General features: G+C 68.0%; 15 protein-coding genes and 1 pseudogene. 3 read left to right on the top strand and 13 right to left on the bottom strand.

What is annotated here, in order from left to right; genetic code table 11:
- Window positions 1-226: 226 nt before the first annotated feature.
- The 5 genes from rnc to pyrE form a co-directional block, all read right to left on the bottom strand.
- Window positions 227-922 (bottom strand): ribonuclease III, encoded by a 696-nt coding sequence (gene rnc / locus ABIC66_RS15890; protein WP_354071230.1) that lies wholly within the window; start codon window positions 920-922, stop codon window positions 227-229.
- 9 nt (window positions 923-931) lie between these two features.
- Window positions 932-1777, bottom strand: a complete 846-nt coding sequence (lepB, locus tag ABIC66_RS15885; protein ID WP_354071229.1) for a signal peptidase I — start codon at window positions 1775-1777, stop codon at window positions 932-934.
- 123 nt (window positions 1778-1900) lie between these two features.
- Window positions 1901-2302, bottom strand: coding sequence for a holo-ACP synthase (acpS, locus tag ABIC66_RS15880; RefSeq protein ID WP_354071228.1), 402 nt, complete (start codon window positions 2300-2302; stop codon window positions 1901-1903).
- Window positions 2299-3054: a pyridoxine 5'-phosphate synthase gene (locus ABIC66_RS15875; RefSeq protein WP_354071227.1), complete on the bottom strand. Its 756-nt coding sequence runs from the start codon at window positions 3052-3054 to the stop codon at window positions 2299-2301. Before ABIC66_RS15875 ends, acpS begins: the two co-directional genes overlap by 4 nt.
- 3 nt (window positions 3055-3057) lie before the next feature.
- Complete coding sequence (gene pyrE / locus ABIC66_RS15870; RefSeq protein ID WP_354071226.1) at window positions 3058-3642, bottom strand: orotate phosphoribosyltransferase; 585 nt, start codon at window positions 3640-3642, stop codon at window positions 3058-3060.
- Window positions 3643-3734: 92 nt separating this feature from the next.
- Here pyrE and ABIC66_RS15865 point away from each other — a divergent pair, with 92 nt between their 5' ends.
- On the top strand, window positions 3735-4145 hold the full coding sequence (locus ABIC66_RS15865; RefSeq protein WP_354071225.1) for an NUDIX hydrolase: 411 nt from the start codon (window positions 3735-3737) through the stop codon (window positions 4143-4145).
- A 5-nt stretch (window positions 4146-4150) separates the two neighbouring features.
- Here ABIC66_RS15865 and ABIC66_RS15860 read toward each other — a convergent pair whose 3' ends face one another.
- From ABIC66_RS15860 to folK, 5 genes are all read right to left on the bottom strand, one after another.
- A complete protein-coding gene (locus tag ABIC66_RS15860; RefSeq protein WP_354071224.1) occupies window positions 4151-4384 on the bottom strand; it encodes a hypothetical protein in 234 nt (77 codons plus the stop codon).
- Window positions 4385-4446: 62 nt separating this feature from the next.
- Complete coding sequence (locus tag ABIC66_RS15855; protein WP_502910358.1) at window positions 4447-6525, bottom strand: RelA/SpoT family protein; 2079 nt, start codon at window positions 6523-6525, stop codon at window positions 4447-4449.
- A gap of 242 nt (window positions 6526-6767) precedes the next feature.
- Window positions 6768-7127 carry a DNA-directed RNA polymerase subunit omega gene (gene rpoZ / locus ABIC66_RS15850; protein ID WP_047413437.1) on the bottom strand — a complete coding sequence of 120 codons (360 nt, stop codon included), beginning with the start codon at window positions 7125-7127 and terminating at the stop codon, window positions 6768-6770.
- Window positions 7128-7479: 352 nt separating this feature from the next.
- On the bottom strand, window positions 7480-9537 hold the full coding sequence (locus ABIC66_RS15840) for a M13 family metallopeptidase (protein WP_354071223.1): 2058 nt from the start codon (window positions 9535-9537) through the stop codon (window positions 7480-7482).
- A gap of 88 nt (window positions 9538-9625) precedes the next feature.
- A complete protein-coding gene (folK, locus tag ABIC66_RS15835) occupies window positions 9626-10126 on the bottom strand; it encodes a 2-amino-4-hydroxy-6-hydroxymethyldihydropteridine diphosphokinase (protein ID WP_354071222.1) in 501 nt (166 codons plus the stop codon).
- 36 nt (window positions 10127-10162) lie between these two features.
- Between folK and ABIC66_RS15830 the strand changes: the two genes are divergently transcribed.
- Complete coding sequence (locus ABIC66_RS15830) at window positions 10163-10759, top strand: LabA-like NYN domain-containing protein (RefSeq protein ID WP_354071221.1); 597 nt, start codon at window positions 10163-10165, stop codon at window positions 10757-10759.
- A gap of 1 nt (window position 10760) precedes the next feature.
- Window positions 10761-11438 carry a uracil-DNA glycosylase gene (locus tag ABIC66_RS15825; protein ID WP_354071220.1) on the top strand — a complete coding sequence of 226 codons (678 nt, stop codon included), beginning with the start codon at window positions 10761-10763 and terminating at the stop codon, window positions 11436-11438.
- 168 nt (window positions 11439-11606) lie between these two features.
- On the opposite strand, the gene ABIC66_RS15815 is transcribed toward ABIC66_RS15825, so the two are convergent.
- The 3 genes and pseudogenes from ABIC66_RS15815 to ABIC66_RS15805 all read right to left on the bottom strand — a co-directional run bounded on the left by ABIC66_RS15815 (window position 11607) and on the right by ABIC66_RS15805 (window position 14605).
- A complete protein-coding gene (locus ABIC66_RS15815; RefSeq protein WP_354071219.1) occupies window positions 11607-12554 on the bottom strand; it encodes an alpha/beta hydrolase in 948 nt (315 codons plus the stop codon).
- Window positions 12440-13643 (bottom strand): annotated as a pseudogene (locus ABIC66_RS15810) (Gfo/Idh/MocA family protein). The gene ABIC66_RS15815 and the pseudogene ABIC66_RS15810 overlap by 115 nt, the downstream one beginning before the upstream one ends.
- A complete protein-coding gene (locus ABIC66_RS15805; RefSeq protein ID WP_502910357.1) occupies window positions 13550-14605 on the bottom strand; it encodes an SMP-30/gluconolactonase/LRE family protein in 1056 nt (351 codons plus the stop codon). Before ABIC66_RS15805 ends, ABIC66_RS15810 begins: the two are co-directional and overlap by 94 nt.
- Between the last annotated feature and the right edge of the window lie 6 nt (window positions 14606-14611).

Here is a 14611-nt window from a genome sequence, read left to right as displayed (position 1 = left end):
GACCGACCGGCTCAAAGATGGCTCCTGGGGACGCCAACCCCCGTGCCGCTCACCGAGGTTCTCGCCGCGCTGGGCCGTCTGGATAGGGTCGAGTCCCATTGAGTGTCTCCCCCTTCGCAGCGCCACGGCGCTTCGGTCGCCATCAGCGTATCCAGACGGGTGCGCGGATCCCGCCGGCCTTGCTCAGAGATACGCGCGCGCGCAGGAGTGGAAGGATCAAAGTCCCCTACTCCGCCCCTTCGCGCTCCAGCAGCGCCTTGGCCGCGGCCTTCTCGGCTTCCTGCCGGGACTTGCCCTTGGCGATGGCGGGGTCGACGCCCTTAACGGCGACTTCGACGGTGAAGACCGGGGCGTGGTCGGGTCCCGAACGGTCCAGGACGCGGTAGGTCGGCAGCGGCCGGCCCTGGCCCTGGGCCCATTCCTGCAGCGCGGTCTTGGGGTCGCGCGGCTTGCCCTCGCCGGCGCGGTCGAACTCCTCGGCCCACAGGGTCAGGAACACCTGGCGCGCCGTGTCGAGACCGCCGTCGTGATAGAGGGCGGCCATCAGGGCCTCGGTGGCGCCGGCCAGGATCGAGTCGGTCTCGCGGCCGCCGATCTTGCTGGACGAGGCCGACAGCCGCAGAGCCGGCCCCAGCTCGGCCAGGCGAGCGACGCGGGCGCAGGTCTCGCGGCTGACCAGGGCGTTGAGGCGCGGGGCCAGCTCGCCTTCCTTGGCCTTGGGGAACCGCTGGGCCAGGGCCTCGGCGGCCAGCAGGCCCAGGACACGATCGCCGATGAACTCCAGCACCTCGTTGTCGCGGACCTTCTTGGCCCCGTCCCCGACGCTGGCGTGCGTCAGGGCGCGTTCGAGCAGTTCGCGGTCGTTGAACCGATGGCCGATCCGGCGCTCCAGGTCGCCGACGGCGGCGACCCGTCTATCCATGTCCGGCGATCACTTCAGCACGTGGAAGAAGCGGCTGGGACGGGCGTTCAGGAACCAGGTCCACGGCTTGAACAGGCTGGCCTCGGCATTCCAAGACAACAGGATGATCTGGGCGCGGCCGACCAGGTTCTCGGCGGGCACGAAGCCGACCCCAACCTCATCGCCGATATATTGGTCCAGCTCGTAGTCCCACTTGCAGGCGCTCGCCTTGAACGGCGAGACGCCCGGGTCGAAGCGGCTATCGGCCGAGTTGTCGCGGTTGTCGCCCATGAAGAAATAGCAGCCGGCCGGCACGGTGTAGACGCCGGTGTTGTCGCCGCGGCTGTCGGGGCCGAAGTCCTGGGTGTTGTACTGGCGGCCTTCCGGATTGGTCTCCTGGAAGCGCTGGACCTGCTGGGTGAAGCCATAGCCGGTGTCGACCAGGGCCGGGGCCTGTTCCTTGCGCGGCAGAGCCTTGCCGTTGATGTAGACCTGACCGCCGCGGATCTGGATCTTGTCGCCCGGCAGGCCGATCAGGCGCTTGATGTAGTCGGTGCGATTGTCGCGCGGCAGCTTGAACACGATGATGTCGCCGCGAGTGGGCGCGTGTCCCAGGATCCGGCCCTTGATGATCGGCGGGCTGAACGGGATCGAGTGCTTGCTCCAGCCGTAGCTGAACTTCGACACGATGATGTAGTCGCCCTGATAGAGGTTGGGCTCCATCGAGGCCGACGGGATCGTGAAGGGCTGGAACAGCAGGACCCGCAGCACCAGGGCGATGCCCAGGGCGTAGGCGACGGTCTTGATGATCTCGATGAACTCGGCGACGGCGCCCTTCTCTTCGGGCGGCGTGAGGTCGTCGGCGGCGTCGGTCATGCGGGCGCGGAGCTCTTCGAAGATGGATGGCCGGCGAACCGGTTCGGCTTTGCTAGACGGGCTTGGCTACTGGAGCAAGTGCGGCGCGTTAGCTTGGCTTTGCGGCGAAGGTTGGACAGGTCCTCAGACCTTGGGCAAGGCCTCGATGATCACGAACGCCTGGGCGTAGGGGTGATCGTCGGTCAGGGACAGGTGGATCACCGCCTCCATGCCGTCCGGCGTCATCGCCTTCAGGCGCTCCAGCGCGCCGCCGGTCAGGGCCATGGTCGGCTTGCCCGACGGCAGGTTGACCACGCCCATGCCGGCCAAGTGCACGCCGCGCTTCAGCCCGGTGCCCAGGGCCTTGGAGCAGGCCTCCTTGGCCGCGAAACGCTTGGCGTAGCTGGAGGCGCGGTCGGGCTTGCGCTCGGACCGCTTGCGCTCGATCTCGGTGAAGACCTTGTGGGTGAACCGGTCGCCGAACCGTTCGAGAGACTTCTCGATCCGGCGGATGTCGCACAGGTCCGAGCCGATCCCGATGATCACGCGGCCGCCTCGAGCCGGGCCGCGTCCATCAGGAGCCGCATCCGCTGGATGGCCTGCGGCAGGCCCACGAAGATCGCCTCGCCGATCAGGAAGTGGCCGATATTGAGCTCGGCGATCTGCGGGATGGCGGCGATCGGCTTGACGGTGGCGTAGTCGATGCCGTGGCCCGCGTGGACCTCGAGGCCGAGATCGGCGGCCAGGGCCGCGCCGGCCTTCAGGCGCTCGAGGATGGCCTCGGCGCGGTCGACATGGCCCTCGCGGGCGGCGTCGCAATAGGCGCCGGTGTGCAGCTCGATGACTTGAGCCCCAGCCGCGGCCGAGGCGCGAATCTGGTCGGGATCGGCCTCGATGAACAGCGACACCCGCGCGCCGACGGTGCGCAGGCGAGCCGTGGCGTCGGCGATGCGGTTCTGGCCCTTCACGACATCGAGGCCGCCTTCGGTGGTCACTTCTTCCCGGCGTTCAGGGACCAGGCAGGCGGCGTGCGGCTTGGCCCCCAGGGCGATGCCGACCATCTCGTCTGTGACCGCCATCTCGAAATTCAGCGGCTTGCCGCGCTTGTGGCAGAGGTCGGTCAGCACTGCGATGTCGGCGTCGCTGATGTGGCGACGGTCCTCGCGCAGGTGGGCGGTGATGCCGTCGGCGCCGGCGGCCAGGGCCAGCTCGGCCGCGCGGACGGGCTCGGGATACGAGGAGCCGCGCGCGTTCCGGATCGTGGCCACGTGGTCGATATTGACGCCAAGACGCAGCATGGCTCAGCCTTTCAGGCGGCGAGAACCCGGGTCCTCGATCGGGATCGCGGCCAGCTCCGGCGGCAGGGCGTCGGCGGGATAGGCCGGGACCTCCAGGCTGCACAGCGAGATCAGCGGCACGCCGACATCGACCTTGCCGCCCGAGCGGTCGACGATGCAGGCGGCGGCCACGACGTCGCCGCCGGCGGCCTTGATCGACTCGATGCACTCGCGCGACGACAGGCCGGTGGTGACGATGTCCTCGACCATCACGACCTTCTGGCCAGGCTCCAGGTGGAAGCCGCGACGGAACTTGAAGGCCCCGCCCTCGCGCTCGACATAGATCGACGGGACGTTGAGGTGACGGGCGGTCTCGTAGCCGGGAATGATGCCGCCGACGGCGGGCGACACGGCGACGTCGACCTGGCCGACCTGGGCGATGATCTTCTCGGCCAAGGCCTTGCAGAGCCGCTCGCAGCGCTCGGGACGCATGAACACCAGGTTCTTCTGCAGGAAGACCGGGCTGTGCAGGCCGGAAGACAGCACGAAGTGGCCTTCGCGCAGGGCTCCGGCGGCGCGGAATTCGTCGAGGACGTCGTCATTGGTCATGAGCGCTGGATATAGAGCAGGAGCCTGAGTCTTCAAACGCCGGCTTGTGCGAACCTTGCATTGGGGCGGACTTTTGGGCTCTACCGCGCGTCATGACCGAAGACATCAAACGCCCCCGCGTCGGCTGCGGCGCGGCCATCCTCGACGACCAGGGCCGCCTGCTGCTGGTCAAGCGGGTCAAGAACCCCGAGGCCGACCACTGGGGCGTGCCCGGCGGGAAGCTCGACTGGGGCGAGGCGGCGCGGACCTGCGCCGAGCGCGAGATTCACGAGGAGCTCGGCATCGTCATCAAGGCCGGCCGTGTGCTGGCGGTCACCGACATGGTGGCCGAGGACTATCACTGGGTGGCGATCACCTATGCCATCGAAAGCTTCGAGGGCGAGCCGGCGATCCAGGAAACCCACGCGCTCCACGAATGGGGCTGGTTCGCCCTGGACGCCCTGCCCGCGCCGCTGACGGCATCGACTCGGGACGCGGTGGCGGCGCTGAAAGGGCTGTCCTAGGCGCCTCAGTCGTGGCGGCGTTCCTCGTCGTTGGCCTGGAACGACCGCTTGGCGTGGGGATCATGGCCGTGATGGACGTCGCGCTCGCCGCCGCCGCCCGACTTGCGGGCGTGCTGGCCGCCGTGGTCGGGATCGTCGCGGTCCTTCACCACCGGATCCGGCCGGGGCTTGTCGCGGTTCTCGTGGCTGGCGCCGGGACCGCCCCAGCGGTCGACCTTCTGTTCGCCTTGCATCTTCATGCTCCGCTCGTTGAGACAGGGATGAAGACTAAGCGTCCGCCGCTGGCGGGTGTTCCTAAGGCCTAGCCTCGTGTCCGGTCCACCGTCTCGACCGACGGACACGCCCGCAGGGCGGCCGAGATGTTGGTCAGGTGCTTGGCGTCGCGGACCTCGACATCGATGTCGGTGTCGAAGAAGTCGCTCTGCCGGTGGTGCATGCGCAGGTTGACGATGTTGCCGCCGGCCTCGCCGATGATCGTGCAGACCAGGCCCAGCACGCCGGGCGCGTTCTGGATCGTGGCGTGCAGGCGGGTCAGCGAGATGGTCGAGCGTTCGGCCTCGGGCGTCCAGTTCAGGTCGCGCCACAGCTCTTCGCGGTCCTCGAACTCGGCCAGGCGCGGGCAGTCGATCGTGTGGACGTCCAGGCCCTCTCCGTCCTCGCGCAAGATGCCGACGATGCGGTCGCCGGGCACCGGGCTGCAGCAGTGGGCGAAGTGCAGGGAGACGCCCGGCGTCAGCCCGCCACCGCGCACATACAGCGTCGCGCCCTTGCCGCCCTCGATCTTGCGGCGCGCCGTGGCCGCCTCGCGCTCGGAGTCCTTCATGCCCGGATAGGCGGTTTCCAGCACCTGGCTGGGCGAGACGCGCCCGCGACCGACCGCGTCGAACAGCGCCTCGTCGCTCTCCAGCGCGAAACGTTCCAGGATCGGCCGCAGGGAGACGTCCTTGAGCTTCTTGCCGGCCCGCTCGAAGACCTGCTCCAGCGAGGCCCGGCCCAAGCGCAGGAACTCTTCCTTCTCGGTCTGGCGGATGTGACGGCGGATGGCCGAACGGGCGCGGCCTGTCACGGTCAGCGAGCGCCAGTCCGGCGGCACCACGGGCTTGGAGCCACGCACCACCTCGACGACGTCGCCATTGACCAGCGGGGTCCGCAGCGGCTTCAGCTCGCCGTTGATCTTCACGCCGATGCAGGTGTCGCCGACGCTGGTGTGGACGGCATAGGCGAAGTCTAGCGGCATGGCCCCGCGCGGCAGGCTGACCAGCTTGCCCTTGGGCGTGAAGACGAACACCTGGTCGAGGAACATCTCAAGCTTGGCGTGCTCGACCAGCTCTTCGCTGTCGCCGCCGTGCTCCAGCACCTGGACCAGCTGGCGCAGGTTGGCCAGCGGATCGCGACCGCCGGCCGCCTCCATGCCTTCCAGGTCGAGGCCGTAGGAGGCGTCCTTGTAGCGGAAGTGGGCGGCGACGCCCTCTTCGTTGACCCGGTCCATGTTCTCGGTGCGGATCTGCATCTCGATGCGCATGCCGCGCGGCCCCACGACCGTGGTGTGCAGCGAGCGGTAGTTGTTCCGCTTCGGCGTCGAGATGTAGTCCTTGAAGCGATCGGGCACGCTGGACCAGGCCCGGTGCACGACGCCCAGGGCGCGGTAGCAGTCCTCCTCGCTGTCGACGATCACGCGGAAGGCGTAGATGTCCGACATCTGCGAGAAGCCGATCGATTTGCGCTGCAGCTTGCGCCAGATCGAATATGGCGACTTTTCGCGACCGAAGACGCGGGCCGGCAGGTTCGAGGCTTCCAGCCGCGCGGCGATTTCCTGGCTGACCAAGGCCACCGCCCCGCCCTGCTCCTCGCGCAGCGAGTCCAGGCGGCGCATGATCGCGTCGCGAGCCACCGGATTGGTGTGCTGGAACGACAGCTCCTCCAGCTCGACGCAGATCCTGTGGCAGCCGATGTTGCGGGCCAGCGGCGCGTAGATGTCGCGCGTCTCGCGGGCGATCCGCTCGCGCTTGGCCTGGTTCTTGATGAAATGCAGCGTCCGCATGTTGTGCAGACGGTCGGCCAGCTTGACCAGCAGGACGCGGACGTCCTTGGAGATGGCCAGGATGAATTTGCGCAGGTTCTCGGCCTGGCGCATGTGCTCGGCCTGAAGCTCGAGCTTGCTGAGCTTGGTGACGCCCTCGACCAGTTCGCCGATCTCGTCGCCGAACAGCTTGGCGATCTCTTCCTTGGTGACCGGGGTGTCCTCGATCACGTCGTGCAGCAGGGCCGTGACGATGGTCGCGGTGTCCAGCCGGTACTCGGTGAGGATGCCAGCCACCTCGATCGGGTGGGCGTAGTACGGGTCGCCGCTGGCCCGGGTCTGCGAGCCGTGCATGCGCATGGCGTAGACGTAGGCGCGGTTCAGCAGCGCCTCGTCGGCGGTCGGGTCGTAGGCGTGGACCCGCTCGATCAGTTCGTACTGGCGAAGGAACTTGCGCGGCTTCGGAGCCGGGGTCTCGACGGCCGGGGCCGGAGACGAAGACGCGCCCGAGTCCCCCCCAGAAGCGGGAAAGTCGGGCGCGCGTTCAGACGTAGCGGTGTTTGGGGCCGCTTCGAGGGTCAGAGGGTCTGCGCCTTCGGGGCTCAGTACCGCTCCTCCTGACCACCGTCGCGGTCGCTCTGCAGCGCGCGAACCAGTTCCAGTTCGCTCATCTGCATGTGGCTCGGATCAGCCAGCAGGGCCAGGGTCTCGGCCTCTTCCTCGGCTTCGGTGTGCTCATCGACGCGCTGCAGCGTGCTGATAAGGTGTTCCTTCAGGGCCTCGTGGTCGATCACGTCGTCGGCGATCTCACGCAGGGCGACGACGGGGTTCTTGTCGTTGTCGCGATCGACCATCAGGGCCGCGCCGGCCGAGATGCCGCGAGCGCGGTGCGCCGACAGCAGGACCAGCGAGAAGCGGTTCGGAACCTTCTCGACGCAATCTTCGACGGTGACGCGGGCCATGGAATTCCTCGGGCTGAGAGCCGTAGCAATCGCAAAATAGGGCTCCGGGCGGCGTTACGCAACGCCGCAGGAGTGGAGTCCCAGCTTTCGCGAGGGGGCGCTTATGCCGTGTTCGCGGGTCAATGTCCAGGGCGGAGCTGGGACGGACATCAGCCAGCCCACCAAACATCCGTCATTCCCGCCCTTGTGGCGGGAACCCCTGGTTCAGCTGATACGTGCGATGCAAGCAAGCCGCCGGCGGCTTGCCCCTACTGCACCTGCGGCGGACAAAGGGGTTCCCGCCACAAGGGCGGGAATGACGGGGGTTAGGAAAATCGGCGAGTTGAATACCGCCGCCCTGCTCATTCAGCGCCTACCACACCTTCACCCGCTTCTCCGGCGGCAAGTACATCGAGTCCCCCGGCTTCACGCCAAAGGCCGCGTACCAGTCATCCAGGTTCCGCACCGTGAAGGCGCGGTACTGGTCCGGCGCGTGGCCGTCGGTGATCAGCTGCTGGCGCAGCGCCGCCGGCCGCGAATAGCCGAGCCAGCTCTGGGCGTAGGCCAGGAAGAAGCGCTGGTCGCCGGTCATGCCGTCGATCACCGGCGCCGGCTTGCCGCCCAGCGAGGCGTGATAGGCGTCCAGCGCCGCGCCCAGGCCGGCGACGTCGGCGATGTTCTCGCTCAGCGTCTGCTTGCCGTTCACCGCCAAGTCCGGGAACGGCTTGTAGGCGTCGAACTGGTCCGCGAGCGCGGCGCCGGCCTTCTGGAAGTGGTCGAAGTCGGCCGGGGTCCACCAGTTGCGCAGGCGCCCTTGACTGTCGAACTGCGCGCCCTGGTCGTCGAAGCTGTGACTGATCTCGTGGCCGATCGTGGCGCCGGTCGCGCCGTAGTTGGCGGCCGCGTCGCTGTTCAGGTCGAAGTTCGGCGGGGCCAGGATGGCGGCCGGGAAGTTCAGAGCGTTCAGGATCGGTAGGTTCACGGCGTTGACCGTCTGCGGCGTCATCACCCACTCGCCGCGATCGACCGGCTTGCCCAGCTTGGCCAGGGCGGTGGCGTAGTCGAACGCCTCCGAACGCCGGACATTGCCCAGGGCGTCGCCGCGCACCACCGCATAGCCGGAATAGTCGCGCCAGGTGTCCGGATAGCCGACGCCCACCTTCAGCACGGCGACCTTCTTGCGAGCCTCGGCCTTGGTGGTCGGGTCCATCCAGTCCAGGCCGTCGATGCGCTTCTCGAAGGCGGCCTTCATGTTGTCGACCATGGCCGTGACCTCGGCCTTGGCCTCGGCCGAGAAGTACTTGTCGGCGTAGAGCTTGCCGACCGCCTCGCCCAGGACGGCGTTGGTCGAGCCCACGGCCCGCTTCCAGCGCGGCGACAGGGCCGGCGTGCCCTGCAGCGCCTGACCGTAGAAGGCGAAGCGCTCGTCGACGAACGCCTTGGGCATCACGTTGCTGTAGTGGTCCAGCAGGTGGAAGGTCAGATAGTCCTTCCAGGTCTCCAGCGAGACGCCGGCCACGGCCTTGCCCAGGCCGGTGACCATGGTTGGATGCCAGACGATGAAGCGCGGCTGGCCCGACAGCTTGGCGGCGGCGAAGAACGCGGTCCAGTCCAGGCCCGGGGCCTTGGCCGTGAAGTCGGCCGGGGTCCAGCTGTTGTTGGCCTTTTGCACGTCGGCGCTGTCGGCGCGCGTGCCCGAGGCCTGGGCCAACTGGGTCTCCAGCGCCATGATCGCCTTGGCCTTACCCGCCGGGTCGGCGATCCCGCCCAGGGTCAGGATCTTCTCGACGTGAGCCAGGTACTTGGTCCGAGCCTCGACCATCGAGGCTTTGTCGGAAACGTAGTACTCGCGATCCGGCATTCCTAAGCCGCCCTGCAGCAGGAACGGCGCGTACTTGCTGGTGTCGTCGAACGCCGGCGAGACCCACAGGCCCAGCACGTTGTCGGTATAGAAGTCCGTGGAATTCAGGGCGTCGACGTCGGCGCGGATGTTGCCGCCCAGCACGGTCGCCAGCTGCTTCTTGTCCTTGATGGCGGCGATGCGGGCCAGATCCGTCTTCAGCGGCGCCAGGCCCTTGGCCTCGATGGCCGCCTCGTCCATGTAGCTTGCGTAGTAGTCGCCGACCTTCTTGCCGTCGCCGGTCCCGCCCTTGGCGGCGTCCTGGATCAGGTCGACCGTGCGCTTGCTGGCTTCCTCGGTCATCACCGCGCTCTTGCCGTAGCGGCTGCGGTCGGCGGGGATTGGGTGGGCCTTGATCCATTCGTTGTTGGCGTAGGTCCAGAAGTCGTCGCCCGGCTTGATCGTCTTGTCGATCGAGGCCAGGTCGACGCCACTGTTGGGCCCCGTTTGGGTCTGAGCGAAGGCGGCGGGAGCGGCGGTCAGCAGCGCGCAGACGGCGGCGCAGGCGAGCAGCGAGCGGGTCAGGTTCATCGGGCCAATCCTGGAAGCGCCCCTCTGGCCGGAGCGCTTGATGCGGAAATTTGGCCGGACTATGGGCGCCGCGCGCTCCGTTCGGGGATTAAACTTTGGCAATGGAGCGCGCGTCACGCCCCACGGTGGCCATGGCCGCCAGACGAAAGGCGGGCTCGCCGCTGACCGGATGGATCCAGGCCGAGGCCAGCTCGACCAGCGGGCCCATCACGAACAGGCGCTCGTGGGCGCGCGGGTGCGGCACCCAGACGTCGTCCTCAAGCACCGTCCGGCCGTGAGCCACGAGATCGAGGTCCAGGGTGCGCGGCGCGTTGGCCTCGCCCCTAGCCCGACCGAAGCGTTCCTCGACCCGATGCAAGGCTTTCAACGTCTCGACCGGCGGCAGGTCGGTCCGCACGATGGCCACGCCGTTCAGATAGTCGGGACCGGACGGGTCGGGCCAGGCCGCCGACGTCCACCAGGTCGAGCGCGTGACCAGCGCCATGCCCTCGTCCGGCAGCGCGGCCAGGGCGGCTTCCAACAAGGCCTCGCGACTCGTATAGGCTCCGGCCATATTGCAGCCGAGCGCCACGATAACGGCCTCGTCCAAGTCATTTTGAGCGACCTGATTTTTCAAGGGATTACCGTGACCTTCTATCCGACCGACCGCATCGCCCTGTTCATCGACGGGGCCAATCTCTATTCCGCCGCCCGGGCTCTGGGCTTCGACATCGACTACCGCAAGCTGCTCGACGAGTTCAAAAAGCGCGGCGTCCTGATCCGGGCCTATTATTACACCGCCATCGCCGAGAACGACGACTATTCGCCGATCCGGCCGCTGGTCGACTGGCTGGACTACAACGGCTTCACCCTGGTGACCAAGCCGGCCCGCGAGTTCACCGACAGCCAGGGCCGCAAGCGCTGGCGCGGCGACATGGACATCGAGATCGCCGTCGACATGCTGCAGATGGCCGAGACCGCCGACCACCTGGTGCTATTCTCCGGCGACGGCGACTTCCGCGCTCTGGTCGAAGCCGTCCAGCGCAAGGGCCGCCGCGTCACCGTGGTCTCGACCATGAAGAGTCAGCCGCCGATGACCAGCGACGACCTGCGCCGCCAGGCCGACAACTTCGTCGACCTCGCCGACCTGGGCGGCATCATCGGCCGTCCGCAGCGCGTTCAGCCCCGCCCGGTGTCGGACAACCGCACCCCCGCCGAACGCGAAGCCGACGACGAGTATTGAGATGAGCCAGGTCTCCAACATCGCCGGTGAGGTGGTTCCCAACCCCGCCGAACCGCCGCGCGACTGCCCGCTGTGCCCGCGCCTAGTGGCCTATCGCCGCGAGAACCAGGCGCTCTATCCGGACTGGTTTAACGGCCCCGCCCCCTCGTTCGGTGACAAGGACGCGCGGCTGCTGGTCGTGGGCCTGGCCCCCGGCCGCAAGGGCGCCAACCGCACCGGCCGGCCGTTCACCGGCGATTATGCCGGGACGCTGCTCTACGAGACCCTGATCAAGTTCGGCTTCGCCACCGGCAAGTTCGAAGCCCGCCCCGACGACTCCCTGAAGCTGGTCGGCGCGGCGGTGACCAACGCGGTCCGCTGCGCGCCGCCCGGCAACAAGCCCGAGACCTCGGAGGAGAACAACTGCCGCCCGTTCCTGACGGCGCGGCTGGAGATGTTCCCGAACCTGAAGGCCATCGTCACCCTGGGCGACGTCTCCCGGCGCAACATGCTCAAGGCCCTGGGCCTGAAGGCCTCGGCGGGCATCCCGGGCCACGGCTCGGAGTTCCAGGCCGGGCCCTACCGGATCTTCAACAGCTATCACTGCTCGCGGCTGAACACGAACACCGGCCGCCTGACGACGCCGATGTTCGAGGACCTGTTCGCCCGGGTGAAGGCGTATCTGGACCAGACGCCGTAGGGTCGAGTTTCGGTCAAGCTCCGGATCATCCACCCCCAGTGTCATCCCGGAAGCCTCGCAGAGGCTATCCGGGACCCAGGGGCCAAGCGCAGTGCGGCGGCCCCTGGGTCCCGGCTCTACGCTTCGCTTCGGCCGGGATGACACATGAGGTGCGGTCTGAAACGAGCCTCACCGCGCCTTCATCCAGCCGTTGTCGCTCAGCCAGTTGACCAGCAGGTTCGGCCAGCTCTTCAGCGAGGCCTGCTCCTTGCGCAGGCCCATGTTGAAGGCGTGGCCGCCGGCCTGGAACAGGTGCAGCTCGACCGGGACCTTGGCGGCGCGGAACTTGGGCAGCAGGTCGGCAAGCGGCGCCGAGCAGCATTCGTCGTCGTTCGCGGCGATCATGAAGGCCGGCGGCGTATCCGATGGAACCTTGTCGGGCGCGCCCAGGGGGCCGGGATAGACCAGCACCTGGAAGTCCGGCCGGGCGCTGACGTCGTCGATCGCGTCGATCCGCGGATCCTTGGCGCCGCCCTGATAGACCTCGAGGTTCACCAGCTCGCCGCCGGCCGAGAAGCCCATCAGACCGATCCGCTTGGGGTCGATCCCGAACTCGGCGGCGTGGCCGCGCACATAGCGCACCGCCCGCACGGCGTCCTGGCGAGCATGGTCGATCGTGTAAGGCGAGCCCTCCTCGCGGAACAGCCGATACTTCACGACGAAGACCGCCACGCCCTTGGGGTTCAACACCTTGGCGACGTCGTCGCCTTCCGAGTGGATCACCAGGATCCGGTGGCCGCCGCCCGGCAGCACGACCAGGGCCGCGCCGTTGGCGACGTCCTTGGGCGGCAGATAGGCCGTGACCGAGGGATTGTTGACGCTCTTGAGCCAGTAGTCGGCGGCCTGCTCGGGAATGGCCTTGCGGCTTTCGAAGCCCGGCGCGCCGTTCGGCCACAACGGAGTCTGCTGCTGGCCGTAGGCTAGGCCCGGCGCGAGCAAGACGGCGGCGAGGGCCAGCGCCCTCACAGCTTCACCGTCCGCCCTTCCCTCGCCGCGCGATAGATGGCCTCGATCAGGCGCAGGTCCTTCAGCCCCTCCTCGCCTGACACCAGCGGCTCGCGGCCGGTCAGGATGCATTCGGACAGGTGGTCCAGCTGGGCGGAGAACTGGTTCTTCGGCTGCGGCGCCGGCTCGCGCGGCGTGGGCGGCCCGCCCAGCGCGGCCCGCATCGCCTGGCCCTGGTAGCTGGTCGCCGGATCGATCTCGACGAAGCCCTTGGGGCCCGTGACCCGATAGCGATTGAAGTTGGCGCTGTAGGCCGAATAGCAATTGGCCGTCGCGCCCGACGGGAACAGCAGCTGGAAGCTGATGATGTCCTCCACCTCCTTGAAGCGCGGGTCGGACCGGTCGGTGGACGTCATGGCGTTGACGGCCACCGGCTCCTCGCCGGTCAGGTAGCGGGTGGCGTTCAGGCTGTAGATGCCGATGTCCATCAGGCTGCCGCCGCCGGCCAGGGCCTTGTTCAGCCGCCACTGCTTGGGATCGCCGATCGTGAAGCCGTGGTCGGCCACCACCGTCCGCACCGGGCCCAGCGCGCCGTCGCGGATCAGCTTGATCGCCTCGATATTGTGGGCCTGGAAACGGCTGCGATAGCCGATCATCAGCTTGCGCCCGGCCTTTTTGCAGGCCGCGATCATCGCCTCGCAGTCGGCCGCCGTGGTGGCCATCGGCTTCTCGCACATCACGTGCTTGCCGGCCTTGGCCGCTCGTTCGGTGAAGGTGCGGTGCAGGCTGTTGGGCGTCACCACATAGACGATGTCGACGTCGGGATTGTCGGCGATCCTGTCGAAGGTCTCGTAGCTGTAGCGGTGGCTTTCCGGGATTCCGTATTGCTCGCCGAAGGTCTTCAGCTTCTCCGGCGTGCCGCTGACCAGGGCCACGAGCTTCGAGTGCTCGCACTCGGCGAAGCGCGGCATGATGATCTTGGTGGCGTAGTAGCCCAGGCCCAGGATCGCGTAGCCGAGCTTGCGGCCCGGCTCGGCGGCGCGGGCGCCCAACGGCAGGGCCGTCACGCCGGCCGCGAGGCCGGCCGCCAGGAACGCGCGTTTGCTGATCTCGCTCATGACAATCTCCTACCAGACAGCGCCCGAGGTCCTGGTGCGCAGCCGCGCCAGGACGTGATTTGAAGTCAGGAACAGGGTCTTGCCGTCCTCGCCGAACGTGCAGTTGGCGGTCGCGAAGCCCGTCTCGATCACGCCCAGCAGCTTGGCCTCGGGCGTCAGGATCAGCACGCCGCCGGGGCCGGTGGCGAACAGCCGTCCCCGAGCGTCGACCCGCATGCCGTCCGGCAAGCCTGGTCCGCCGGCGGTCTGCAGTTCCATCGCATCGAAGAACACCTCGCGGCTCGTCGGCAGACCGTCGGAGCCCAGGTCGTAGGCCATGATCACCGGCCCCTTCGGATCCGAGACGGCGACATAGAGGCGCTTCTCGTCAGGCGACAGCGCCAGGCCATTCGGGAAGGTCAGCTTGTCGTCGACCACCACGACCTCGCCGTTCGGCCGGCGCAGATAGACGCCGTTGAACGCCAGCTCCTTGATCGGCGAGGCGTCCAGGCCTTCCAGGCCGTAGGGCGGGTCGGTGAAATACAGCGCGCCCTTCAGCGCGCCGCGCCGGCCTGCGATCACGTCGTTGGGGCTGTTGAAGCGCTTGCCCTGGAAGCGGTCGACGATGACCGTCTTCTTTTTCGTGGACCGGTCCAGCCTCGAGACCGCGCGGTTGCCGTGGTCGCAGATCACCACCTCGCCAGCCGGGTCCAGGGTCATGCCGTTGACGCCCGGCTCGCGGAAGGCCGTGGTCGGCGGGCCGTCATAGCCGGACGGCTTGAGGAAGACGGTCTTCCCGTCCCTCTCGCTCCACCGGTACATCGTGTTGCCGGGCACGTCGGAGAACAGCAGGCAATGCTGATCGCGGATCCAAACCGGCCCTTCGGACCAGATCATGCCGTCGGCCAGCTGCTCGATCACCGCGTCCGGCGCGATGACCTCGTCCAGCTCGGGCGACAGGCGGCGGATCCGGCCGATATGCGGATAGGCGGGCGCGGCGGCCTCAGCGGTCATCGATCGTCCTCCGGCGATCAAGGCGGCGCCCGCGCCGAGCACGGCGCCCAAGGCAGCGCGGCGGGTCGTCATGGCGGA

It is taken from the genome of Caulobacter sp. 1776 (genome assembly GCF_040545685.1).
Lineage (GTDB): Bacteria > Pseudomonadota > Alphaproteobacteria > Caulobacterales > Caulobacteraceae > Caulobacter.
The sequence above is the reverse complement of the archived record's forward strand: the minus strand, read 5'-3'. Positions and strand labels throughout refer to the sequence as shown.